The organism is Pantoea sp. X-Soil-MYKO-1785 (genome assembly GCF_059730675.1).
Map to the genome: position 1 here is coordinate 774,920 of NZ_AP036000.1, position 23,800 is coordinate 798,719.

Annotated in this window: 17 protein-coding genes; 10 read left to right on the forward strand and 7 right to left on the reverse strand. The window is 58.7% G+C overall.

What is annotated here, in order from left to right:
- Positions 1-26 precede the first annotated feature (26 nt).
- From hrpB to fhuB, 6 genes are all read left to right on the forward strand, one after another.
- Positions 27-2,510, forward strand: a complete 2,484-nt coding sequence (gene hrpB / locus AC6I8D_RS03440; protein ID WP_497819658.1) for an ATP-dependent helicase HrpB — start codon at positions 27-29, stop codon at positions 2,508-2,510.
- Between the two features lie 98 nt (positions 2,511-2,608).
- Positions 2,609-5,143 carry a bifunctional glycosyl transferase/transpeptidase gene (mrcB, locus tag AC6I8D_RS03445; protein ID WP_497819659.1) on the forward strand — a complete coding sequence of 845 codons (2,535 nt, stop codon included), beginning with the start codon at positions 2,609-2,611 and terminating at the stop codon, positions 5,141-5,143.
- A gap of 200 nt (positions 5,144-5,343) precedes the next feature.
- Positions 5,344-7,563 (forward strand): ferrichrome porin FhuA, encoded by a 2,220-nt coding sequence (fhuA, locus tag AC6I8D_RS03450; protein WP_497819660.1) that lies wholly within the window; start codon positions 5,344-5,346, stop codon positions 7,561-7,563.
- Between the two features lie 39 nt (positions 7,564-7,602).
- On the forward strand, positions 7,603-8,397 hold the full coding sequence (fhuC, locus tag AC6I8D_RS03455; protein WP_312057482.1) for a Fe3+-hydroxamate ABC transporter ATP-binding protein FhuC: 795 nt from the start codon (positions 7,603-7,605) through the stop codon (positions 8,395-8,397).
- Between the two features lie 10 nt (positions 8,398-8,407).
- Positions 8,408-9,286: a Fe(3+)-hydroxamate ABC transporter substrate-binding protein FhuD gene (gene fhuD, locus AC6I8D_RS03460; protein WP_312057483.1), complete on the forward strand. Its 879-nt coding sequence runs from the start codon at positions 8,408-8,410 to the stop codon at positions 9,284-9,286.
- Entirely contained in the window at positions 9,286-11,265 is a 1,980-nt protein-coding gene (fhuB, locus tag AC6I8D_RS03465; protein WP_497819661.1) for a Fe(3+)-hydroxamate ABC transporter permease FhuB, read from the forward strand. Before fhuD ends, fhuB begins: the two co-directional genes overlap by 1 nt.
- Before the next feature lie 33 nt (positions 11,266-11,298).
- Here fhuB and hemL read toward each other — a convergent pair whose 3' ends face one another.
- Complete coding sequence (hemL, locus tag AC6I8D_RS03470) at positions 11,299-12,579, reverse strand: glutamate-1-semialdehyde 2,1-aminomutase (RefSeq protein WP_312759318.1); 1,281 nt, start codon at positions 12,577-12,579, stop codon at positions 11,299-11,301.
- Between the two features lie 204 nt (positions 12,580-12,783).
- Between hemL and erpA the strand changes: the two genes are divergently transcribed.
- Positions 12,784-13,131 carry an iron-sulfur cluster insertion protein ErpA gene (erpA, locus tag AC6I8D_RS03475; RefSeq protein ID WP_031375266.1) on the forward strand — a complete coding sequence of 116 codons (348 nt, stop codon included), beginning with the start codon at positions 12,784-12,786 and terminating at the stop codon, positions 13,129-13,131.
- A gap of 40 nt (positions 13,132-13,171) precedes the next feature.
- On the opposite strand, the gene AC6I8D_RS03480 is transcribed toward erpA, so the two are convergent.
- The 3 genes from AC6I8D_RS03480 to mtnN form a co-directional block, all read right to left on the reverse strand.
- Entirely contained in the window at positions 13,172-13,423 is a 252-nt protein-coding gene (locus tag AC6I8D_RS03480; RefSeq protein ID WP_312056741.1) for a hypothetical protein, read from the reverse strand.
- A gap of 115 nt (positions 13,424-13,538) precedes the next feature.
- The gene (btuF, locus tag AC6I8D_RS03485) at positions 13,539-14,342 is read right to left on the reverse strand and encodes a vitamin B12 ABC transporter substrate-binding protein BtuF (protein WP_497819662.1); all 804 of its coding nucleotides are present in this window, start codon (positions 14,340-14,342) and stop codon (positions 13,539-13,541) included.
- The gene (gene mtnN, locus AC6I8D_RS03490) at positions 14,335-15,033 is read right to left on the reverse strand and encodes a 5'-methylthioadenosine/S-adenosylhomocysteine nucleosidase (protein ID WP_312056744.1); all 699 of its coding nucleotides are present in this window, start codon (positions 15,031-15,033) and stop codon (positions 14,335-14,337) included. The genes btuF and mtnN overlap by 8 nt, the downstream gene beginning before the upstream one ends.
- Positions 15,034-15,125: 92 nt before the next feature.
- On the opposite strand from mtnN, the gene dgt reads away from it, so the two are divergent.
- The 3 genes from dgt to AC6I8D_RS03505 all read left to right on the forward strand — a co-directional run bounded on the left by dgt (position 15,126) and on the right by AC6I8D_RS03505 (position 19,530).
- Positions 15,126-16,616 carry a dGTPase gene (gene dgt, locus AC6I8D_RS03495; RefSeq protein ID WP_312056745.1) on the forward strand — a complete coding sequence of 497 codons (1,491 nt, stop codon included), beginning with the start codon at positions 15,126-15,128 and terminating at the stop codon, positions 16,614-16,616.
- A 132-nt stretch (positions 16,617-16,748) separates the two neighbouring features.
- On the forward strand, positions 16,749-18,188 hold the full coding sequence (gene degP, locus AC6I8D_RS03500; RefSeq protein WP_497819663.1) for a serine endoprotease DegP: 1,440 nt from the start codon (positions 16,749-16,751) through the stop codon (positions 18,186-18,188).
- A gap of 184 nt (positions 18,189-18,372) precedes the next feature.
- Positions 18,373-19,530, forward strand: a complete 1,158-nt coding sequence (locus AC6I8D_RS03505) for a CdaR family transcriptional regulator (RefSeq protein WP_312056748.1) — start codon at positions 18,373-18,375, stop codon at positions 19,528-19,530.
- Between the two features lie 64 nt (positions 19,531-19,594).
- Here AC6I8D_RS03505 and AC6I8D_RS03510 read toward each other — a convergent pair whose 3' ends face one another.
- From AC6I8D_RS03510 to glnD, 3 genes are all read right to left on the reverse strand, one after another.
- On the reverse strand, positions 19,595-19,987 hold the full coding sequence (locus AC6I8D_RS03510) for a DUF3461 family protein (RefSeq protein WP_010254085.1): 393 nt from the start codon (positions 19,985-19,987) through the stop codon (positions 19,595-19,597).
- Positions 19,988-20,212: 225 nt separating this feature from the next.
- Entirely contained in the window at positions 20,213-21,037 is an 825-nt protein-coding gene (gene dapD / locus AC6I8D_RS03515) for a 2,3,4,5-tetrahydropyridine-2,6-dicarboxylate N-succinyltransferase (protein ID WP_031375273.1), read from the reverse strand.
- 83 nt (positions 21,038-21,120) lie between these two features.
- Complete coding sequence (glnD, locus tag AC6I8D_RS03520; RefSeq protein ID WP_312056750.1) at positions 21,121-23,775, reverse strand: bifunctional uridylyltransferase/uridylyl-removing protein GlnD; 2,655 nt, start codon at positions 23,773-23,775, stop codon at positions 21,121-21,123.
- Positions 23,776-23,800 lie beyond the last annotated feature (25 nt).

Here is a 23,800-nt window from a genome sequence, read left to right on the forward strand (position 1 = left end):
GGCAAATTTCACGGATGGATGCTACAATGCGCGCCATCTTAGCACAGGCAGAAGCGGAGTTTGCTGTGAGCGATTTACCGGTCAGCGCGGTGCTGCCTGACATCCTGGCGGCACTGAGCCGCGCCTCACAAATCCTGCTGGCGGCGCCGACCGGCGCGGGCAAATCCACCTGGCTGCCGCTGCAGCTGTTGCAGCAGGCGGACCTGCCAGGCCGGATCATTATGCTGGAGCCGCGTCGACTGGCGGCGCGCAACGTGGCGCAACGGCTGGCGGAGCAACTGGGTGAGCAGCCGGGGGCCACAGTCGGTTTCCGGATGCGCGGCGAAAGCAGCGTCGGGCCACAGACCCGGCTGGAAGTGGTCACCGAGGGGATGCTGACCCGGATGCTGCAGCACGATCCGATGCTGGACGGAGTGTCGCTGGTGATCCTTGATGAGTTCCACGAGCGCAGCCTGCAGGCCGATCTGGCGCTGGCACTGCTGCTGGATGTCCAGCAGGGGCTGCGCGACGATCTGAAGATCATGCTGATGTCAGCCACGCTGGACAATGCGCGGCTGGCGGCGCTGTTGCCAGACGCGCCGCTGATCGTGTCGGAAGGGCGCAGCTATCCGGTTGAACGGCGCTACGCGTCGCTGAACGCCAACGTGCGCTTCGAGGAGGCGGTGGCGCGTGAAGTGGCGCAACTGCTGCGCGATGAGCAGGGATCGTTACTGCTGTTTTTGCCCGGCGTAGCGGAAATCGAGCGGGTCAGGCGCGAGCTGGAATCGCGTATTAGCGATGACGTTGACCTGACGCCGCTGTATGGCGCACTGCCGCTGGCGGCGCAGCGTCGGGCGATTCTTCCCGCGTCGCAAGGACGCCGGAAAGTGGTGCTGGCCACCAATATTGCCGAGACCAGCCTGACGATAGAAGGGATCCGGCTGGTGGTCGACAGCGCGCTGGAACGCAGTGCGCTGTTTGATGCCCGCAGCGGCGTGACCCGTCTGCAGACCCAGCGCATCAGCCAGGCCTCGATGACCCAGCGCGCCGGACGTGCCGGGCGTTTAATGCCGGGCATCTGTCTGCATCTGCTGCCACAGGAGCAGGCGTCACGCGCGGCGGCACAGAGCGAGGCGGAGATCCTGCACAGTGATTTGTCATCGCTGTGGCTCGATTTGTTGCAATGGGGCTGTACCCAGCCGCAACAGCTGCAGTGGCTTGATCTGCCGCCGGCCAGACATCTGGCGGCGGCGCAGCAGCAGTTGACCCGTCTCGGCGCGCTGGATAGCCATGGACTGCTCAACACGCTGGGACGACGGATGGCGGCGCTGGGCTGCGATCCCCGGCTGGCCGCCATGCTGTGCGCCGCCGGTCAGGATGCCGATGCGGTCGCGACTGCCGCGCTGCTGGTGGCGATTCTGGAAGATCCCCCGCGCAGCGGCAGCGCCGATCTGCGCGATGCGCTGCACCGACCACAACCGCAGTGGCTGCGTCGGGCGCAGCAGTGGCAGCGACGGCTTAAGGTCAGCGGTGGCCGGGTGGATGATGACCGTTTTGCCGCCTTGCTGGCGGTGGGCTTCGGTGACCGGCTGGCGCGCCGGCGTGACGAGAGCGGCCGCTATCAGCTGGCCAATGGACTGGGTGCGATGCTGGATCAGCAGGATGGTCTGACGCGCAACGCGTGGCTGATCGCCCCGGTGTTGTTACAGGGCAGCGCCACGCCGGATGCGCGGATGTTGCTGGCGCTGCCGGTCGACATTGAGGCGCTGTGTCAGCAGCAGCCTGCGCTGATTGAGCGGCGGACGGAAGTTGAATGGGATGAGGAGAAGGGCACCCTGCGCACCCTGCGACGTGAGCAGATTGGCGCGCTGGTGCTGAAAACTCAGCCGCTGGCCCGTCCGGAACCCGCGGTGCTGCAGGCGGCTATTCTGCGCTGGGTGGCGGAAAAGGGGCTGTCGGTGTTGGGCTGGACGCCTCAGGCGGAGCAGCTGCGCCTGCGCATCCAGTGTGCCGCACAGTGGTTGCCGGAAGAGCCGTGGCCAGCGGTCGATGACGCCGCGCTGCTCGACAGCCTGCCACAGTGGTTGCTGCCGCAGATGTCCGCCGTCCGCGATCTGAAAACGCTGCAATCAGTGGACCTCGTCAACGCGCTATTACATTTACTCACATGGTCACAACGCCAGCGGCTGGATAGTGCGCTGCCAACTCATTACACTGTGCCGACCGGTAGCCGGCTGCCGATCCGCTACCACGCGGACAAGCCCCCGGCACTGGCGGTGCGGATTCAGGAGATGTTTGGCGAAGCCACCAATCCCGCCGTCGCGGAAGGCCGGGTACCGCTGGTGCTGGAGCTGTTATCGCCGGCGCAGCGCCCGTTACAGATTACCCGCGATTTGGCGGCTTTCTGGCGCGGCGCGTATCCGGAGGTCCGCAAAGAGATGAAAGGGCGCTATCCTAAACATCCCTGGCCAGACGATCCGGCCACCGCCTTGCCGACAAGGCGCACCAAAAAAATGTCTCCGCAAGGTTGAGACCGCTGGATCGAATTCAGAGGGTTCTGCCATGCGGAACGCGAGAAAGCAGTTAGAGTAGCGGCGCAGCCGTAAGCTATGCCTGGAGAATAAAAGTAATGTCTGGCAACGATCGCGAACCTATTGGGCGCAAAGGTAAACCGTTGCCGCCGCGCAGCAGTGCGCGCCGGGGACGCCGCAGGGATATCGAACAGGATATCGATCAGGATGATTTTAATGATGACGAGGAGGAAGCGCCGGTGCCACGTAAAGGTAAAGGTGGAAAACCGCCGCGCGGCAAACGCCGTTGGCTGGGATGGTTAATCAAACTGTTCCTGGTGTTTGTGGTGGTGATGGCCGCATGGGGCGTCTACCTCGACTCGGAAATTCGCAGCCGGATTGACGGGAAAGTGTGGCAACTGCCCGCCACCGTCTATGGCCGTATGGTCAGCCTGGAACCGGGCATGGCCTACAACAAAAGTGAAATGGTGGCGCTGCTGGAAGGTACTCAGTATCGCGAGGTGTCACGTATCACCCGCCCTGGCGAGTTTTCAGTCAAAGGCAACACCATTGATTTGCTGCGTCGTCCGTTCGATTTCCCCGACAGTAAAGAGGGGCAGATCCACGCGCGCATGAGTTTCAGCAAGGATGAGCTGAGCGAGATTAAAAACCTCGAAACCGGCCGTGATTTTGGCTTCTTCCGCCTCGATCCGCGGTTGATTACCATGCTGCAGTCGCCGAATGGCGAACAGCGTCTGTTCGTCCCGCGCGCCGGCTTCCCGGATCTGCTGGTCGATACGCTGATTGCCACCGAAGATCGCCACTTCTACGAACATGACGGCATCAGCCCCTATTCGATTGGTCGCGCCTTCCTTGCCAACATTACCGCCGGTAAAGCGGTGCAGGGCGGCAGTACGCTGACCCAGCAGCTGGTAAAAAACCTGTTCCTCACTAACGAGCGTTCGCTGTGGCGTAAAGCGCGTGAAGCCTATATGGCGGTGATCATGGATGCGCGCTACAGCAAAGATCGCATTCTGGAACTCTATCTGAACGAGGTTTATCTCGGTCAGGCCGGCAGCGATCAGATCCGCGGTTTCCCGCTGGCCAGCCTCTACTACTTTGGTCGCCCGGTTGATGAGCTGAGCCTCGATCAGCAGGCGATGCTGGTCGGCATGGTGAAAGGCGCCTCGCTCTATAACCCGTGGCGTAACCCGAAACTGGCGCTGGAACGCCGCAACCTGGTGCTGCGCCTGTTACAGCAGCAGAAAGTGATCGACCAGGAACTGTATGACATGCTGTCGGCGCGTCCGCTGGGCGTGCAGCCGAAAGGTGGGGTCATTACCCCGCAGCCCGCCTTTATGCAGATGGTGCGTAATGAGCTGCAGGCGAAGCTCGGTGACAAGGTGAAAGATCTCTCCGGCGTGAAGATTTTCACCACCCTCGATCCGGTCTCGCAGGATGCGGCAGAAAAAGCGGTAATCGACGGCATTCCGACGCTGAAAAAACAGCGCGGCCTGAAGGATCTGGAAACCGCGATGGTGGTGGTTGATCGCTTCAGTGGCGAAGTGCGCGCCATGGTGGGCGGTGCCGATCCGCAGTATGCCGGTTATAACCGTGCGCTGCAGGCGCGTCGTTCTATCGGTTCGCTGGCAAAACCGGCCACCTATCTGACCGCGCTGAGCCAGCCGAACAGCTATCGTCTTAACAGCTGGATTGCCGATGAGCCCATCGCGCTGAAACAGCCGAACGGCAGCGTCTGGAAACCGATGAACGACGATCGTCGCTTCAGCGGAAAAGTGATGCTGGTGGATGCGCTGACCAACTCGATGAACGTGCCTACGGTTAACCTTGGGATGACGCTGGGTCTGGATGCGGTTGTCGATACCTGGAACAAGCTGGGCGTGCCGAAAGAGCAGCTGCACCCGGTGCCCGCGATGCTGCTGGGGGCGTTAAACCTGACGCCGGTTGAAGTGGCGCAGGCGTTCCAGTCGATCGCCAGCGGCGGCAACCGCGCCTCGCTGTCGGCGGTGCGCTCGGTGATTGCTGAAGATGGCAGCGTACTGTATCAGAGCTATCCGCAGGCGCAGCGCGTTGAGCCGGCTCAGGCCGCTTACCTGACGCTCTACACCATGCAGCAGGTGGCCGATCACGGTACCGCCCGTGCGCTGGGCGCGCGGTTCCCGAATGCGCATCTGGCGGGCAAAACCGGTACCACCAACGATCTGGTCGACAGCTGGTTTGCCGGTATCGATGGTAAAGAAGTGGCGATCACCTGGGTCGGACGTGATAACAACCAGCCGACCAAACTGTACGGTGCCAGCGGGGCGATGCAGCTCTATCGTCGTTACCTTGACAACCAGGCGCCTATGCCGCTGCAGCTGACGCCACCGGAAGATGTGTCGCTGATGAATATCGACTCGGCCGGTAACTTTGTCTGCGGCACCGGCAGCAGCACCTGGCGTTCGCTACCGGTGTGGGCGCTGGACCCGAATGCGCTGTGTCAGCAACAGCAACAACAGGTTCAGCAGCAGCAACAGCTGTTTGATCAACAGCAACAGCAGCAGCAACAGCAGCAGCAACCCTCTCAGCAACCGCAGGAGCAGAAAGAGAGCGACGGCGTAGCGGGATGGATAAAAGATATGTTTGGTAAATAATTCCACCAGACTGGTTAAAAAGGGCGCTTCGGCGCCCTTTTTTTGTGCCTGATCAATACCGGTTAATCGCGCTGCAAACGGCGTCACGCCTGGGATTTATCCTTGCAGTCGCGACGTCGTTTCGCATATTATTCGACCGTTATAATAATCATTATCGTTTCGATTCGCCTGCACCTCCTTCATAGCTAAGAGACACCTTTATGAATGCGCGAACGACTTCCGCTTGTTGTACTAAGAAACATTTTTACCGCCAGCCTTTGGGGATCATGATTGCGCTGGCGTTGGCCAGCCTGAGCAGCAACCTGTTCGCGGAAGAGACCCTCGTGGTGTCAGCAGACGGCGGCGCTGGCGTGGCGGGCGAGAGCGCATGGGGACCTGCGCCGACCATTGCGGCAAAACAGAGTGCCACCGGCACCAAAACCGATACGCCGATTGAAAAAAATCCGCAGTCGGTTTCGGTAGTGACGCGTGAAGAGATGGAGATGCGCAACGTCACCAGCGTCAAAGGGGCGTTTAACTATACGCCTGGCGTGCTGACCGGTAACCGCGGCAGCTCAGACGTGATTGATGCGCTGTCAATTCGCGGCTTTAGCGAAACCAATACCAACCAGTATCTGGATGGCCTGAAACTGCAGGGTGATAACTACTCTGAGTTCGCTATCGATCCTTACTTCCTGGAACGCGCGGAGCTGCTGCGCGGGCCGGTCTCGGTGCTGTACGGCAAAAGCAACCCCGGCGGTGTCGTCGCGCTGGTCAGCAAGCGGCCGGTGCAGGAAACGCTGCGTGAAGTGCAGTTCCAGATGGGCAACGATAACCTGTTCTCGACCGGCTTTGACTTTGGTGGCGCGCTGGATGATGACGGCGTCTACAGCTACCGCCTGACCGGCCAGGCGCGCAGTCAGGATGCGCAGCAGGCGATGAACAAAGAGAAACGTTACACCCTCGCCCCGGCATTCAGCTGGCGTCCGGATGATCGCACCCGCGTTGATCTGCTGACCTATTTCCAGAACGAGCCTGAAACCGGCTATTACGGCTGGCTGCCGCGTCAGGGCACGGTGGTGCCGATTACCCGTGCCGACGGCAGCGAGTACAAGCTGCCGACCAATTTTGATGAAGGCGAACAGAGCAATAAGATTTCGCGGAACACCAAAATGGTCGGCTATAACGCCGAGCACAGCTTTAACGACACCTGGACGGTGCGGCAGAACCTGCGCTATGCCGACCTGCGTACCGATTACCGCAGTATTTATGGCAGCAGTTTCAATTCGGAAACGCAGGAGATTAATCGCGGTTCTGCTATCTCTGAAGAGAAGCTCAACCAGTTTGCGGTCGATACCCAGGCACAGGCGAAATTCGCCACCGGCCAGCTCGATCACACCCTGTTGCTGGGAGTGGATTATCAACGGACCCGTAACGATATTGATGCCGCTTTCGGCAGTGCTGCGCCACTTAATGCGATCAATCCGCAATATGGTAATGATGCTGCAATCGGTACGCCATTCCCTTATCACTATCTCAACAAGCAAGAACAAACCGGCCTTTATGCACAAGATCAGATGGAATGGGATCGCTGGGTACTGACGTTAGGTAGCCGTTACGATTACGCGATGACCTCTGCGCTTAACCGCAGCGGCAATACCGAAGTGAAAAACCACGATCAGGCCTTCACCTGGCGCGGTGGCCTGAACTATGTGTTTGATAACGGCGTGGCTCCCTACTTTAGCTATAGCGAATCATTCATTCCTAATACCGGCACCACTTCCGGCGGAAAGCCGTTTGATCCCTCACGGGCAAAGCAGTATGAAGCTGGCGTGAAATATGTTCCTAAAGATCGGCCTCTGGTGGTTACGGCGGCGGTTTACCAGTTAACCAAGACAAAAAACCTGACTGCTGAACCCGGTAATGTCACCTTCAGCGTACAGGGGGGTGAAATCCGCTCGCGCGGTGTCGAACTGGAAGCCAAAGCGGCGCTCAGTGCTAACGTCAACCTGACCGCGGCATACACCTACACCGATGCGGAATATACCGAAGACACGCTGCTGAAAGGCAAAACGCCGGTACAGGTACCGAAGCATATGGCCTCCTTGTGGAGTGATTACACCTTCCACGAAACCGCCCTGTCAGGGGTGACAATCGGCGCCGGGGTTCGTTACGTCGGTGAAAGCCAGGGACTGTATGCTGAGACCCCAGATAATACCGCGGCTGGACTCTCGAACCAGAACTTTAAGGTTGCCGGTTACACCACGGTCGACGCTGCGCTGAAATATGATCTCGCTCGCTTCGGTTTGCCCGGTTCGACAGTCGGCGTCAACGTCAACAACCTGTTTGACCGCGACTATGTTGCCAGCTGCTATCGTGACTACGCCTGTTACTGGGGCGCGGAACGCCAGATTGTCGGCACCGCCACCTTTAGATTTTGATTTAGCCGGGCGCTGCGGCGCCCGTTCACAGGGATTACCATGTCGTATCCGCACGCAGAAGAGGTGACCTTTACCCTGGATAACGCCAGCTTCCAGCTGCCGGGACGTTCCCTCCTTCAACCGCTGTCGCTGACCTTTCCGCCAGGCAAGGTCACCGCGCTGATCGGCCATAACGGCTCAGGCAAATCGACGCTGCTGAAAATGCTGGGTCGCCATCATCGCGCCAGCGCCGGACAGGTGCTGCTCAACCAGCAGCCGGTTGATCGCTGGAACAGCAAGGCCTTTGCCCGTCAGGTCGCCTATCTGCCGCAGCAGCTGCCCGCCGCGGAAGGGATGACGGTTCGCGAGCTGGTGGCGATTGGTCGTTATCCGTGGCACGGTGCGCTGGGGCGCTTTGGTCAGGAAGATCGCGATCGGGTGGATGACGCCATCGCACGGGTCGGACTGAACGCGTTTGCCGGGCGCCTGGTCGACAGCCTGTCGGGCGGCGAGCGTCAGCGCGCCTGGCTGGCGATGATGGTGGCGCAGAACAGCCGCTGTCTGTTGCTGGATGAGCCGACCTCCGCGCTGGATATCGCCCATCAGGTCGAGGTGCTGGCGCTGATTCAGACGCTGAGCCGTGAGCGCGGGCTGACCGTTATTGCGGTGCTGCACGATATCAACATGGCGGCGCGCTACTGCGATCATCTGGTGGCGCTGCGTCAGGGCGCGCTGATCGCCGAAGGCGGGCCAGAGGCGATGATGCAGGCTGAGGTGCTCGGGACGATTTATGGTATCCCGATGGGCATTTTACCGCACCCGCAGGGCGGTGCCCCGGTCAGTTTTGTCTACTAAGGATGGCTTCATGCCCGATCTGTTACGCCGTCGGCTGATGCTGGCACTGGCGGCGGCTCCGTTGCTCCGCAGCCTGCCGCTGCAGGCCGCCACGCCCGACCTGTCGCGCATTATTGCCCTGGAGTGGTTACCCACCGAACTGCTGCTGGCGCTTGGCGTTACGCCCTATGGGGTCGCGGATCTCCACAATTACAACATCTGGGTCGGTGAGCCGTCACTGCCCGCCGGTGTGGTTGACGTCGGCTTGCGCACCGAACCGAACCTTGAGCTGATGGCGCAGATGCAGCCGTCGCTGATCCTCTGCTCCAATGGCTACGGCCCGTCAAAAGAGAAACTGATGCGCATCGCGCCGATTATGGGCTTCGACCTCAACAGCGGTGACGGCAAACCCTTCAGCACCGCGCGCGCCTCGTTACGTCAGCTGGCGGCGCAGCTGGGACTGAGCAGCAGGGCAGAGCAGCATCTGCGCACGGTCGATAGCGAGCTGGCCGCAGCGCGTCAGCGTCTGGCACCTTACGCCGGGCGAACGCTGCTGCTGATGTCGCTGCTCGACAGCCGCCACGCCATTACCTTCGGTAAAAACAGCCTGTTTCTTGAAATCATGACCCTGCTGGGTTTGAAAAATGCCTGGCAGGGCGAAACCAATTTCTGGGGCAGTGCGGTGATCGGTATCGAACAGCTGGCCCCGCTGAGCGATGTGGATGTCATCTGCTTTGATCACGATAACGAGGCGGATATGCAGCAGCTGATGCGCAGCCCGCTGTGGCAGTCGCTGCCGTTTGTGCGTGCCGGACGCTTTCAGCGCGTTCCGGCGGTCTGGTATTACGGCGCGACGCTGTCGGCGCTGCACTTTGTTCGCGTGCTGGAACGCGCGCTGGAGACACACTGATGCGCCATGCTCTGTTCCCGGCGGCGCTGCTCAGCCTGCTGTTTCTGCTGGCGCTTGGCCTGACGCTGGTTAACCTGCAGCAGGCGTTACCGCTGGCACAGTGGTCACAGGCGTTGTGGTCGCCCGCCAGCGATAACGTCTCGCAGATGGTATTTCACTACAGCCTGCTGCCAAGGCTGGTGCTGGCACTGCTGGTGGGTGCCGGGCTGGGATTAGCCGGCTTGCTGTTTCAGCAGGTGCTGCGTAATCCGCTGGCCGAACCGACCACGCTGGGCGTCTCCTCTGGCGCACAGCTCGGCATCACCGTGGCGACCTTGTGGCAGTTGCCCGGCGGTGCGGTGACCCAGCAGTTTGCTGCCCTGATCGGGGCGGTGGTGGTTGGCGTGCTGGTGTTTGGCGTGGCGTGGCGCAAACGTCTGTCGCCGGTCACCCTGATTCTGGCCGGTCTGGTACTGAGTCTCTACAGCGGCGCGGTGAACCAGATTTTCGCCATCTTCAATCACGACCAGTTGCAGAACATGTTCCTGTGGAGCACCGGTGCGCTGAATCAGATGAGCTGGGAAAACGTGCTGCAACTCTGGCCGCGTCTGCTGCTGGCGCTGTTGCTGACGCTGGCACTGCTGCGTCCGCTGACGCTGATGGGACTGGATGATGGCGTAGCCAAAAATCTGGGACTGGCGCTGTCGCTGGCGCGAATCGGCGGCCTGGCTCTGGCGATTCTGCTCAGCGCGCAGCTGGTTAATGCCGCCGGTATTATCGGCTTTATCGGGCTGTTTGCGCCGCTACTGGCGAAGCTGCTGGGCGGCCGGCGGTTACTCAGCCGCATGCTGCTGGCACCGCTGATCGGCGCGCTACTGCTGTGGCTGGCGGATGGCTGCGTGCAGTGGTTAAGCGTTCACTGGCGCGAGATTCCGACCGGCACCGCTACCGCGCTGCTGGGTGTGCCGATTCTGCTGTGGCTGCTGCCGCGGCTGCGAACCGGTTCGGTGCCGCCAGCGCTGGATCAGGGCGATAACGTTCCGGCCGAGCGCCAGCATCTGCTGCGCTGGGTGCTGGTCGGCCTGCTGGCGCTGGCGCTGCTGGCGTGGGGCGGCCTGGCGTTTGGCCGCAATGCCCAGGGCTGGCTCTGGTCTGCGGGCGATATGCTCCATCAGCTGCTGCCGTGGCGTGCGCCGCGGGTACTGGCTGCACTGGTGACCGGCCTGATGCTGGGCGTGGCGGGCAGCCTGATCCAGCGCCTGACCGGCAACCCGATGGCCAGTCCGGAAGTGCTTGGCATCAGTTCCGGTGCCGCCTGTGGTGTGGTGGTGATGATGTTGCTGGTGCCCGGCGATGCGCTGATGTGGCTGCTGCCTGCTGGCGCAATCGGCGCGGCGCTAACCCTGATGGTGATTATGCTGGTGGCCAGCCGTGGCGGTTTTTCACCGGAGCGGATGCTGCTGGCGGGGATGGCGCTGAACAGCGCCTTTGTCACGCTGCTGATGCTGCTGCTGGCCAGTGGCGATCCGCGCATGGGCGGCCTGCTGAGCTGGATCTCCGGCTCAACCTACAACATCAGTGGCAGCCAGGCGATACAGAGCGCTGGCTGCGCGCTGCTGCTGGTGGCGCTGGCTCCGCTGGCCAGCCGCTGGCTGACGCTGCTGCCGCTCGGCAGTGCCACGGCACGATCGGCGGGCATGGCGTTAACCCCGGCCCGGCTCAGCCTGCTACTGCTGGCGGCCGCGCTGACGGCCAGCGCCACGCTGACCATCGGGCCACTGAGTTTTGTCGGATTGATGGCACCGCATATGGCACGGATGCTGGGCTTCCGTCGGGCATTACCGCAGTTATTGCTGTCAGGCTTGCTGGGGGCGGGATTGATGGTGCTGGCGGACTGGTGCGGGCGGATGCTGGCGTTTCCGGATCAGATTCCGGCCGGGCTGATGGCGACCTTTCTCGGCGCGCCTTACTTCATCTGGCTGCTGCGGCGTTCAGGCTAGAAAAGACCGGCCTCAGCCGGTCTTATACCCATTTTACAGCTTCGCGAAGCAACGACGCGCGGCGTCAATGGTACGCTGAATATCTTCTTCGCTGTGGGCCAGCGACATAAAACCAGCTTCAAAGGCCGACGGAGCAAAGTAGACACCTTCTTCCAGCATCAGGTGGAAGAAGGTTTTGAAACGCTCAACATCACAGCGAGTCACGTCGGCGTAACAGGTCACGCTGTCAGCATCGGTGAAGAACAGGCCAAACATCCCGCCGACGTGGTTGACCACCAGCGGAATGTTTTGCTGCTGCGCCGCTTCACGCAGGCCGGTCGCCAGTTTGCGGGTCAGGGCATCCAGCGTCTGATGGGTGCCAGGCTGGGCGATCTGGGTCAGACAGGCATAACCGGCCGCCATGGCGATCGGGTTGCCCGACAGCGTGCCAGCCTGATAGACCGGACCGGTCGGAGCCAGCGCCGCCATCACCTCACGACGACCGCCAAACGCGCCAACCGGCATACCGCCACCGATGATCTTACCGAGGCAGGTCAGGTCAGGACGGACGTTGTAATACTCCTGCGCGCCGCCCAGCGCCACGCGGAAGCCGGTCATCACTTCATCAATAATCAACAGCGCGCCAAACTCATCACACAGCGCCCGCAGGCCCGGCAGGAACTCTGGCTGCGGTGGAATGCAGTTCATGTTGCCGGCTACCGGTTCAACGATGATCGCGGCGATAGCCTCCGGATACTGTTCAAAGGCGGCGCGAACCGAATCGAGATCGTTGTAGGTGCAGGTCAGGGTATGCTTAGCGAAATCGGCCGGGACGCCTGGCGAATTGGGCTGGCCGAGAGTTAATGCGCCCGAGCCCGCTTTGACCAGCAGATGATCGGCGTGCCCGTGATAGCAGCCTTCGAATTTGATGATTTTATCACGGCCGGTAAAGCCACGCGCCAGACGAATGGCGCTCATGGTGGCTTCGGTACCGGAGTTGACCATCCGCACCATCTCCATGCTCGGCACCAGTTCGCACACCAGCTGCGCCATGGTAACTTCCATCTCGGTGGGCGCGCCAAAGCTCAGTCCGCGCTCAGCGGCCTCAATCACCGCGTTGCGAATTCCGGCGTTATTGTGCCCCAGCACCATCGGGCCCCACGATCCGACATAATCAATGTAGGCTTTGCCATCGGCGTCATACAGGTAGGCACCGTTAGCGTGTTCGATAAACAGCGGAACGCCGCCCACACCGGTAAATGCGCGTACCGGCGAGTTTACGCCACCCGGAATCAGGCGTTGTGCCTCGGCAAACAGTTGTTCGGACTTACTCATTTTCGGCTCCAGCGGTTCATAAAAATATCGCGCCATTCTACGGAAGAGGCGCAGCAGACGAAAGCCGGTTTCACCAGCCGCTATACTTAACCTTAGTGAAAGCGGCACAGAGTGCGAAGGGCAGAGCTTGATTGCGCTGAGGTGCTGGCAGATAATAGCGGTATTAAGGTCGTTTTCTGACCTGGACGTTTAGCGGAGTAAAACATGAGTGATGATGTAGCAGCACTGCCGTTGCAGTTTACCGACGCAGCAGCCACCAAGGTGAAGAACCTGATTGCCGACGAAGAGAACCCGGCGCTGAAATTACGCGTTTATATCACCGGTGGAGGTTGCAGCGGCTTCCAGTACGGTTTTACTTTTGATGACCAGATGAATGACGGCGATATGACCATTGAGAAGCAGGGCGTCTCGCTGGTGGTCGATCCGATGAGCCTGCAGTATCTGGTGGGCGGCTCGGTGGACTACACCGAAGGGCTGGAAGGATCGCGTTTTATCGTCACTAACCCGAACGCGAAAACCACCTGCGGCTGTGGTTCTTCTTTCAGTATCTGACAGTCTCTGATAACGCAGGCCGTCTTCCTGACGGCCTCGTTTACCACTCTATCGTTACCAGCTGATGGTTTCGTCTCTGATTCCCCTGTGATGGAATAACACTACGCGTTACCCGCGGCTGCGCGCTCGCCTGTCTGCCGCAATCGATCTGCGGCACAGCCGGCGTCTCAGGGCGGTGAATTTCACAGCGTGAAAAGATGACAAGCCTGACGCCAATAGAGCCGGTGACCGATCCTGCCAGCGTGTACGCCGGGATCAGCAGCCCCATCGCCAGTAGCAGTGCTCTGGTCATGTAAGGTTCCTGGTGTTGTTTAAAAAGCGCTAAGCGCTAAAAAGGACGGCGAGCATACGTGGCGCGCGCGTCTCATACCTTGATTAACGGCAAAAAAGGCTGTTTCTTTAATCGATTAGTTGGATTTTTGTGCGGGATGCAGCGCAGCACACAGCTGTTTTGCCGCCAGTAACAGGCGCGGGCCAGGGCGGCTGAGCCAGTCATCATTTATCGCAATCACCGGCACGCTGAGCTGCGGCTGCCAGAAGGCCCGGATGTTGTCAGCCTGGTGGCCACTGCCGCCGATCACAATCGCCTGCGGGCGTCGCATCAGTACCTGTTCACGGCTGACCTGTGGCCAGCTGACCCGACTGTCGGCAAAGATATTTCTGCCGCCACACAGTTCAATGATCTCATTCTGTAAGGTCGATTTTGCGGCGGTAAACAGCGGCTGCTGACCAAACTGTAAAAACAGCGGCACCACCGGCAGATGAGCGTAGCGCTGACGCAGCGCGGCCTGCTGTTGACGTAACTGCTCTGCAGCCTCAACCGCCTGTTCAGGATGCGGGCTCCACTGCGCCAGTTTATCCAGCGTGGCAATCATCTGATCCAGCGAGACCGGATCGACCCATTCGATTTTTATGCCGAGCTGCTGCAGCTGGTCGATCTGTCGCTGCGGATTGCCGCCACGCCAGGCTAACACCCGATCCGGCTTCAGTTGCAGAATACGCTCGAGGTTAATCCCCTGCCAGTTGGCCACCTGTTCAATCGTTTTCGCCTGCGGTGGATAGTCGGACCAGGCGCTGACCGCAATCGGCGTAATGCCGGCGGCGAAGGCGAGTTCAGTCAGATGGGGCGCGAGGGTGATAACGCGCGGAGGGGAAGCCAGCAGGCTGCCGCTGATCAGCAGCAGCCAGCAGAACAGCAGAGTTTTAGCCACGCGCCAGACGCGCCAGCAGGTTCTCCACCATCAGCGACGACTGCTTAGCCGCGACGCTGAGGAACTCATCAAAGCTCAGGTGCGAGGCCTGATCAGCGACGTCAGAAATGGCACGAACCACCACGAAAGGCACCTGGAACTGGTGGCAGACGTGACCGATAGCTGCGGCCTCCATTTCCACGGCGATAGCCTGTGGAAACTGCTGACGAATACGCGCCAGCGGCTCAGCGCCGTTGATAAAGGCGTCGCCGCTCACCACCAGTCCGCGCACCGCATTCAGATCGAGCTGCTTAATGCAGGCTTCGGCTGCTGCAATCAAACCACTGTCGGCGACAAAGGCTGGCGGGCAGCCTGCCATCTGACCCGGCTGATAGCCAAAAGCCGTGACGTCGGCATCGTGATAGCGCACTTCTTCCGATACCACGATATCGCCCACGCTCAGCGAAGCCGCTAAGCCGCCAGCCGAACCGGTGTTGATCACCACGTCGGGCTTACACAGTTGCAGCAGCAGGGTAGTACCCAGCGCGGCGGAGGTTTTGCCAATGCCCGATTTCAACAGGGCGACCTCAACGCCGTTCAGGGTGCCGGTATAAATTTCACAGCCAGCCAGCGATAAAGTTTGACGGTTTTCGATTTTGTCGCGCAGCAGGGTAACTTCCTGCTCCATCGCACCAATAATGCCTGCTTTCATAGTGAGTCCCGCTAATGTAAAAAGTCATAATTTAAGGCATAGTCTACCATGGCTAACAGGGGATTAATTCACCAAAAAATAAGGGGTAATGAATGTCAGCGATCAATTTCAGGAAGAAGATCAGCTTCTCGCGCCCTTATACCAGCCGAAAAGATCCGGAAGGGGAATATTACATTACCCGCCACTTCGAGAGCGATCGCGGACGGATTATTAACTCCGCGGCGATTCGGCGATTGCAGCAAAAAACCCAGGTCTTTCCGCTGGAGCGCAATGCCGCGGTGCGTTCAAGGCTGACGCATTCGCTGGAGGTGCAGCAGACCGGACGCTATATCACCAAGGAGATCCTGCAGACCCTGAAAATGCAGGGCGGGCTGGCGCAATATGGACTGGACGAGCTGGAAGGCGCGTTTGAGAGCCTGATTGAGATGGCCTGTCTGATGCACGACGTCGGCAATCCCCCGTTCGGGCATTTTGGTGAGGCGGCGATCAACGACTGGTTTGAAGATAATCTGCCGGCTGAACTGGTTGATCCGCTGGTGGCCGGGGTAGAAGGCGAGACGCAACGCCGCGCCTTCGACCAGCTAAATGCGATGATTCGACAGGATTTGTGCCATTTTGAAGGCAATGCGCAGGCGATTCGCATGGTCCATACGCTGCTGCAACTCAATCTTAGCTACTCGCAGGTTGCCTGCATTCTCAAATATACCGCCCCCGCGTGGTGGCAAGGCGAGAAACCCGCCGAATTCAGCGTGTTAATGAAAAAGCCCGGCTTTTATCTCTCCGAGCAGGACTATATTAGTGACCTGCGCGCCGCAACCAATATGGCAGAGCACCATCGCTTTCCGCTGACTTATATAATGGAAGCCGCCGACGATATCTCCTATTGCATTGCCGATTTGGACGACGCTGTAGAAAAAGATATATTTAATGTTGAGAGTTTGTATGAGTTTCTCAATAAAGCCTGGGGGCCGGTAAAAAATAATGACGCCTTCAGCCGCACCATCGGCGAAGCCTGGCGTGAAGCCTGCAGTAAAAAGCGCCGCAGCCGCAGCGATCAATTCTTTATGTCATTACGCGTAAATGTTCAGAGCGTGCTGGTGACCTATGCAGTGAAGCGTTTTGTTGATAATCTGCCCGCCATCTTTGCCGGTAATTTCAATCATGCCTTACTGGAAGATGACGGCGAAGAGGGACGTTTATTGCAGTTGTTCAAAACGGTGGCGCGCCAGCAGGTATTTAATCATTCCGAAGTGGAACAGCTGGAATTACAGGGATATCGGGTTATTAAGGGATTACTGGAAATTTATCAGCCGCTAATGCTGCTCAATTATGAATCGTTTACCACGCTGATAAATGAAGACTTTCTGCGGCACCATCCGATTGAAACCCGGCTTTTTCATAAACTTTCCGGCAAGCATCGTAAAGCTTATCTGCATAAAATGCGCACCCTGGTAGTGGAGCATAAATATGAGCGCCTGCTGTGGGAGCGATATTATCGTTTTCGTCTGATTCAGGATTATATTAGCGGGATGACCGATCTCTATGCCTGGGATGAGTACCGTCGGCTGATGGCTGTCGAATAATCATCAATTGTAAAGAGCGCGAATAAATTTTTACCTTTGCTTGAAACTTTAAAAGGAACTTCGCGCTAAAACATTTATCTCAACACCGACCACAGCAATGGTCTGAACAGTTATCCTCAAGAGAAACCAAAAATGAAAAAAAAGAGTTTAATGCTAAGTGCGCTGGCCCTGAGCCTGAGTATGGCCCTGGCGCCCGTCACGGTTTCCGCTGCGCAAACCGCCTCTTCTGATAGTCAGCAACTGCCGAGCCTGGCACCGATGCTGGAGAAGGTGATGCCGTCAGTGGTGAGTATCAGCGTTGAAGGCACCACCACGGTGAAAACGCCGCGCATGCCACAGCAGTTCCAGCAGTTCTTTGGCGATAACTCGCCTTTCTGTCAGGACGGCTCACCGTTCCAGAGTTCACCGATGTGCCAGAGCGGTGACGGCTCTGATGGCGGTGCCCCGGTGCCGAATACCCAACAGGAAAAATTCCGCGCATTGGGATCTGGCGTGGTGATCAATGCTGAAAAAGGCTATGTGGTAACCAACAACCACGTGGTGAATAACGCCACCAAAATTCAGGTCCAGCTGAGCGATGGCCGCCGCTATGACGCCAAAGTGATCGGTAAAGATCCCAGCTCCGACATTGCGTTGATTCAGCTGCAGGACGCAAAAAACCTCACGGCGGTGAAACTGGCCGACTCTGACAATCTGCGGGTCGGTGACTACACCGTGGCGATCGGTAACCCGTATGGCCTGGGTGAAACGGTGACCTCAGGTATCGTTTCCGCGCTGGGCCGTAGCGGTCTGAATGTGGAAAACTACGAGAACTTTATCCAGACCGATGCGGCGATTAACCGGGGTAACTCCGGCGGCGCGCTGGTTAACCTTAACGGCGAACTGATCGGCATTAACACCGCGATTCTGGCACCGGATGGCGGCAACATCGGTATCGGCTTTGCTATCCCGAGCAACATGGTGAAAAACCTGACGGCGCAGATGGTGGAGTTTGGTCAGGTTAAACGTGGTGAACTGGGTGTGATGGGCACCGAGCTTAACTCTGAGCTGGCGAAAGCGATGAAGGTCGATGCACAGCGCGGAGCCTTTGTCAGCCAGGTACTGCCTGGTTCGGCGGCGGCGAAAGCCGGTATCAAAGCCGGCGATGTGGTGGTCTCGATGAACGGCAAGCCACTGAACAGTTTTGCTGCGCTGCGTGCTGAAGTCGGTTCACTGCCGATTGGCACCACCCTGAAACTGGGTCTGCTGCGTGACGGCAAACCGCTGGACGTGTCGGTTCAGCTGCAACAGAGCAGCCAGGCAAAAGTCCAGTCAGCCACCATCTACACCGGCATTGAAGGGGCCGATCTCAGCAACAGCGACACCGGTGATAAAGGGGTTCGGGTGGATAACGTCAAAGCGGGCAGCGCTGCCGCCCGTATCGGCCTGAAAAAAGGCGACGTGATTCAGGGCGTGAACCAGCAGCCGGTGACCAACCTCGGCGAACTGCGTAAGATCCTTGATGCCAAACCGTCGGTGCTGGCGCTCAACGTCAAGCGCGGCGACAGCAGCATCTACCTGCTGATGCAGTAAGCGGCAAGCTATTGCTATCAGGCGGACTTCGGTCCGCCTTTTTTATTGCTTCAATCCGCGTCGGTAAGAGTGTGATGCTGGCCGCAAATTTACTAAATGCCCACCTGGCTCTGTGCAATTGCACAATGTTCTGCTCGCTCTGCATGCGTATTCTATCTCTTCCCCTCTTTTTCAGGAGTAATGGATGGCTACCTATCATCTTGATGCCCGGCTGGCGCAGGATATCGTGGCGCGCACCATGAAAATTATTGACAGCAATGTCAACGTGATGGATGCGCGCGGCCGGATTATTGGCAGCGGCGACCGCGAGCGCATTGGGGAATTGCACGAAGGCGCACTGCTGGTGCTCTCTCAGGGTCGGGTGGTGGACATTGATGAAGCGGTGGCGAAACATCTGCACGGGGTACGACCCGGCATTAATCTGCCGCTGCGGATAGACGGCGATATCGTCGGGGTAATCGGCCTGACCGGTGAGCCGCTGGCGCTGCGGCATTATGGGGAGCTGGTCTGTATGACCGCCGAGATGATGCTGGAGCAGGCGCGACTGCTGCATATGCTGGCGCAGGATAGCCGACTGCGTGAAGAGCTGGTGCTGAACCTGATTCGCAGCGATACCCTGTCGCCGCAGCTGACCGAATGGGCGCAGCGGCTCGGCATCGATCTTAATCAGCCACGGGTAGTAGCCGTAGTGGAGGTTGATAGCGGCCAGCTGGGGGTCGATAGTGCAATGTCAGAGCTGCAGCAGCTGCAAACGTTGTTGGTTACGCCGGAACGGGACAACCTGATCGCCATTGTTTCGCTAACCGAAATGGTGGTGCTGAAGCCGGCGCTGAATGGACACGGCCGTTACGATCAGGAGGATCATCGTCGTCGGGTCGAGCAGCTGTTACAACGCATGAAGGAGAGCGGCCATTTACGGATGCGGATTGCGCTGGGAAACTTTTTCACCGGCCCCGGCAGTATTGCGCGTTCCTATCGTACCGCCCGCACCACCATGATGGTGGGCAAACAGCGCATGCCTGAGGTGCGCAGCTATTTTTATCAGGACCTGGTGCTGCCGGTGCTGCTCGACAGTCTGCGTGGCGGCTGGCAGGCCAATGAACTGGCGCGGCCACTGGCGAAACTCAAGAGCATGGATAATAACGGCTTGCTGCGGCGAACGCTGATCGCCTGGTTCACCCATAATGTGCAGCCGAGCGCGACCGCACGTGCGCTGTTTATTCATCGTAATACGCTGGAGTATCGGCTGAACCGGATTTCGGAGCTAACCGGGCTGAACCTCGGTCACTTTGACGATCGGCTGCTGCTTTATGTGGCGCTGCAGCTGGATGAGCAGGGATGATCGGGGCCATACTGGCGGCATAAAAAAGGCCAGCAGCGCTGGCCTTTTCGACACTGACAGCAGATTAACGACCGTTGCGGGTCAGTTTTTCCAGGTCAGATTCGATTTCGGTAATCTTGTGTGACACGACGCTTTCCAGATGGCGCAGATCATCAAGAATTTTACGTTTCAGGTCCACTTCAACCTGGTCGCGCTGGCAAATCTGGTCCAGCTCATCAATCACGTAACGCAGGTTCGGGCTGATTTCCTGCACTTCTTTGTAGCCCTGGGTAGCGTGATCGGCCACCACCGTTTTACGCTGACGCGGGTATTTGAATTTTACGCTTTTCGCGAAAAACTCGCCTTTATCTTTGCGGAAGTAGATCTTCAGAATATCGTTATTGGCTTCCTGACGCAGGCTGTAACGATCAATATCATCCGGATTACTGATACCTAAGCTTTTCAGATTGTCATACATAGCGTTGTTTCCATCAAAAGGTGAGAAGCGCGCAGTCTTGTTCATGACGTCTGACAACTGTAGACATAAATAAGCAGGATGAACATTGCGCGACGGGATTTAACTGGCGCGGATTATGACCTGAATAAAAATTAAACGCACCCGTTAATTCGCGGTGCAAAACAGGATACTGGCGGGGAAGTGTAAAGAAAAGATGACGGGCTGGTTTCCAGCCCGTCACGTAAATCAGTCGATAGTGCGCAGCAGTTCGTTGATGCCTGTTTTGCCAAGCGTTTTGGCATCTACTTTCTTCACGATAACCGCACAGTAGAGGCTGTAGCTGCCATCTTTTGACGGCAGGTTACCGGAAACCACCACCGAACCGGCTGGCACGCGGCCGTAATGCACTTCACCGGTCTCACGGTCATAAATTTTGGTGCTCTGGCCGATGTAAACGCCCATTGAGATCACGGAACCTTCTTCAACAATCACGCCTTCAACGATTTCAGAGCGCGCGCCAATGAAGCAGTTATCTTCAATGATGGTCGGGTTGGCCTGCAGCGGCTCCAGCACGCCGCCGATGCCCACACCGCCGGAGAGGTGAACGTTTTTACCGATCTGCGCACAGGAGCCAACGGTGGCCCAGGTGTCCACCATGGTGCCTTCATCTACGAAAGCGCCAATGTTAACGTAAGACGGCATCAACACCGTGTTACGGGCGATATAGGCACCCTGACGCACAGCCGCCGGCGGCACCACGCGGAAACCGGCCTCTTTGAAACGCGCTTCATCCCAGCCAGCAAATTTCATCGGCACTTTGTCATAAAAACGGGTTTCAGCACCTTCCATCACCTGGTTGTCGTTGATGCGGAAAGAGAGCAGTACCGCTTTCTTCAGCCACTGATGCGTTACCCACTCGCCGTCGATCTTTTCGGAAACGCGCAGAGCACCGCTGTCCAGCAGAGAGATAACCTGGTTAATGGCATCGCGGGTTTCGCTGTCAACGCTGGCTGGGGTAATGTCAGCACGACGTTCGAAGGCAGATTCAATAACGCTCTGTAACTGTTGCATATTTTTTTCCTGATCTGTCATGTGCAGTGCCGGGCAATCACCCGACACACGTAAAAAGTTTAAGGTTCACAAATCGACTTTGGTCACACTTTATCGTTTGGATTAAGGGCTTCTGTCAACCGTTGTTGCAACGCTTTACGCATTTCTTCATCCAGCGCCTGACGTTCACTGTTGGCGAGAATAAACAAATCCTCGACCCGCTCGCCGATGGTGCTGATGCGCGCGCCGTGCAGCGAGACGCCGAGATCGGCAAACACTTCGCCTACCCGCGCCAGCAGGCCGGGCTGATCAAGGGCCACCAGCTCGAGGTAGCTGCGGCGGTCGGTATGGGTTGGCAGAAAATTGACTTCGGTATCGACGCTGAAGTGCTTCAGCCTGGCCGACGGACGACGGGTTCGCGGCGGCACCCAGTCTGACTGGGTAATCGCCTGCTCCAGCGCCTGAATAATCATTGGATGGCGGTCCGGTGCCAGCGGGCTGCCATCGGGCTCCAGCACGATAAACGTATCCATCGCCATGCCGTCGCGGCTGGTAAAAATTTGCGCATCGTGCACGCTGAGATTACGCCGATCCAGCTCGCCCGCTACGGCGGCAAACAGGTGCGGTCGATCCGGGCTCCAGATAAAGATTTCAGTTCCGCCGCGCGTGGCCTGCGGGCTGACCAGCACCAGCGGTTTTTTCAGATCGTGCCCCATCAGATGACGGGCATGCCAGGCGATCTGATTCGGCGTATGCCGCAGGAAATAATCGGCGCGGCAGCGGTTCCAGATCTGATGCAGCCGCTCTTCATCAATATTGTCCATCCGCAGCAGCGCCAGCGCCTGCAGACGATGGTGACGCACCCGCTCGCGCAGGTCCGGGCTGTTCTCCATGCCGCGTCGCAGCTGTTTCTCGGTGGCGAAAAACAGTTCGCGCAACAGGCTCTGCTTCCAGCTGTTCCACAGGCTTTCGTTGGTGGCGCAGATATCCGCCACCGTGAGGCAGACCAGATAGCGCAGGCGATTTTCATTCTGCATCACCTCAGCGAACTGCTGGATCACCGTCGGGTCCTGAATATCGCGGCGCTGCGCGGTGACCGACATCAGCAGATGATGGCGCACCAGCCAGGCGACCAGCTGCGTTTCACGCGAGTTCAGGCCGTGCATTTCAGCAAAGTCGAGCGCGTCCTGGGCACCAAGAATCGAGTGATCGCCACCGCGCCCTTTAGCGATATCGTGCAGCAGCGCGGCCATCAGCAACAGCTCCTGCTGCGGCAGGCGCGGCCAGAGTTCAACGCACAGCGGATGCTGCGAGCGGGTGGATTCGCTGGCGAAGCTTTCCAGCTTCTGCAGCACACGAATGGTGTGCTCATCAACGGTGTAGGCGTGGAACAGGTCAAACTGCATCTGGCCGACAATATGGCCCCACAGCGGGGTGTAAGCCCACAGCACGCTGTGGCGGTGCATCGGCACCAGCGCCCGGCTGACGGCGCCAGGATGACGCAGAATAGACATAAAGGTGCGGCGCGCTTCCGGTATCTGACACAGCGGCTGTTTCAGATGGCGGCGCGCATGGCGCAGATGGCGCAGGGTGGTGGAGTAGATACCTTTAATGCTGTCGTTGCGCACCATGACGTAGAACATGCGCAGGATTGCCTGCGGCTCGCGCTCAAACAGCGTTTCATCGCGCAGGTCAATCAGATCGCCACGCAGCTGGAAGTGATCGTCGATCGGGCAGGGCTTCTCGCTGGTAGGCAGCGCCAGGATCGCTTCATCGAACAGCTGGAGCAGCATCTGGTTCAACTCGCCAATCCGGCGCGTCACCCGGTAAAAGTCTTTCATCATCCGCTCGACCGGCTCGTTGCCTTCGCCCTGATAATTAAGACGTTGTGCCACGCTGAGCTGGCGATCAAACAGCAGCCGGTTGTCGTAGCGTGGCAGCGAAAGGTGCAATGCAAAACGAATCCGCCAGAGAAATTCCTGGCACTCGTTCAGCTCGCTGCGCTCCACGTCGGTGAGGAAACCGAAGCCGACCATCTCATCGAGGGTGGTGGCGCCAAAATGACGACGCGCCACCCATTGCAGGGTATGAATATCGCGCAGGCCGCCGGGGCTGCTTTTAATGTCTGGCTCAAGGTTGTAGCTGGTGCCGTGATAGCGCTTATGGCGCTCCTGCTGCTCTTCGATTTTGGCGGCGAAAAAGCACGACGAAGGCCAGAATCCGTCGCTGAAAACGTTTTTCTGCAGTTCAAGGAACAGCGCCACGTCACCGGTCAGCATCCGCGACTCAATCAGATTGGTGGCTACCGTCAGATCCGATAAGCCCTCCAGCAGACACTCCTCCAGCGTGCGCACGCTGTGGCCGACTTCCAGCTTCAGGTCCCACATCAGGGTCAGCAGTTCGCTGGTGCGCTGTGCGGTCTGTTCATCCAGCGGCTGACGGCTGAGGATCAGCACGTCTATGTCTGAAAGCGGATGCAGCTCGGCACGGCCATAGCCGCCAACCGCCACCAGCGCGATGGCGCTCAGCTGATCAAAGCCGAAAAAGCGCCACAGGCGGCGCAGCAGGCGATCGATAAACAGCGTGCGGGCATCAATCAGCGGCTCGACGGCTTCACCGGCGTCGAAAGCAGCAGACAGATAGTGCTGAAACTGCTCCAGTCGCTGTTTCAGAATATCGCGGGTGAGCTGATCGTCATCCCATTCGGCCGGGGAATCGATCAGACCGTTTTGTACCTCTTCCGACAGGCTCACGCTCATGCAGCTTTTCTCTTCTTCAGCCAAA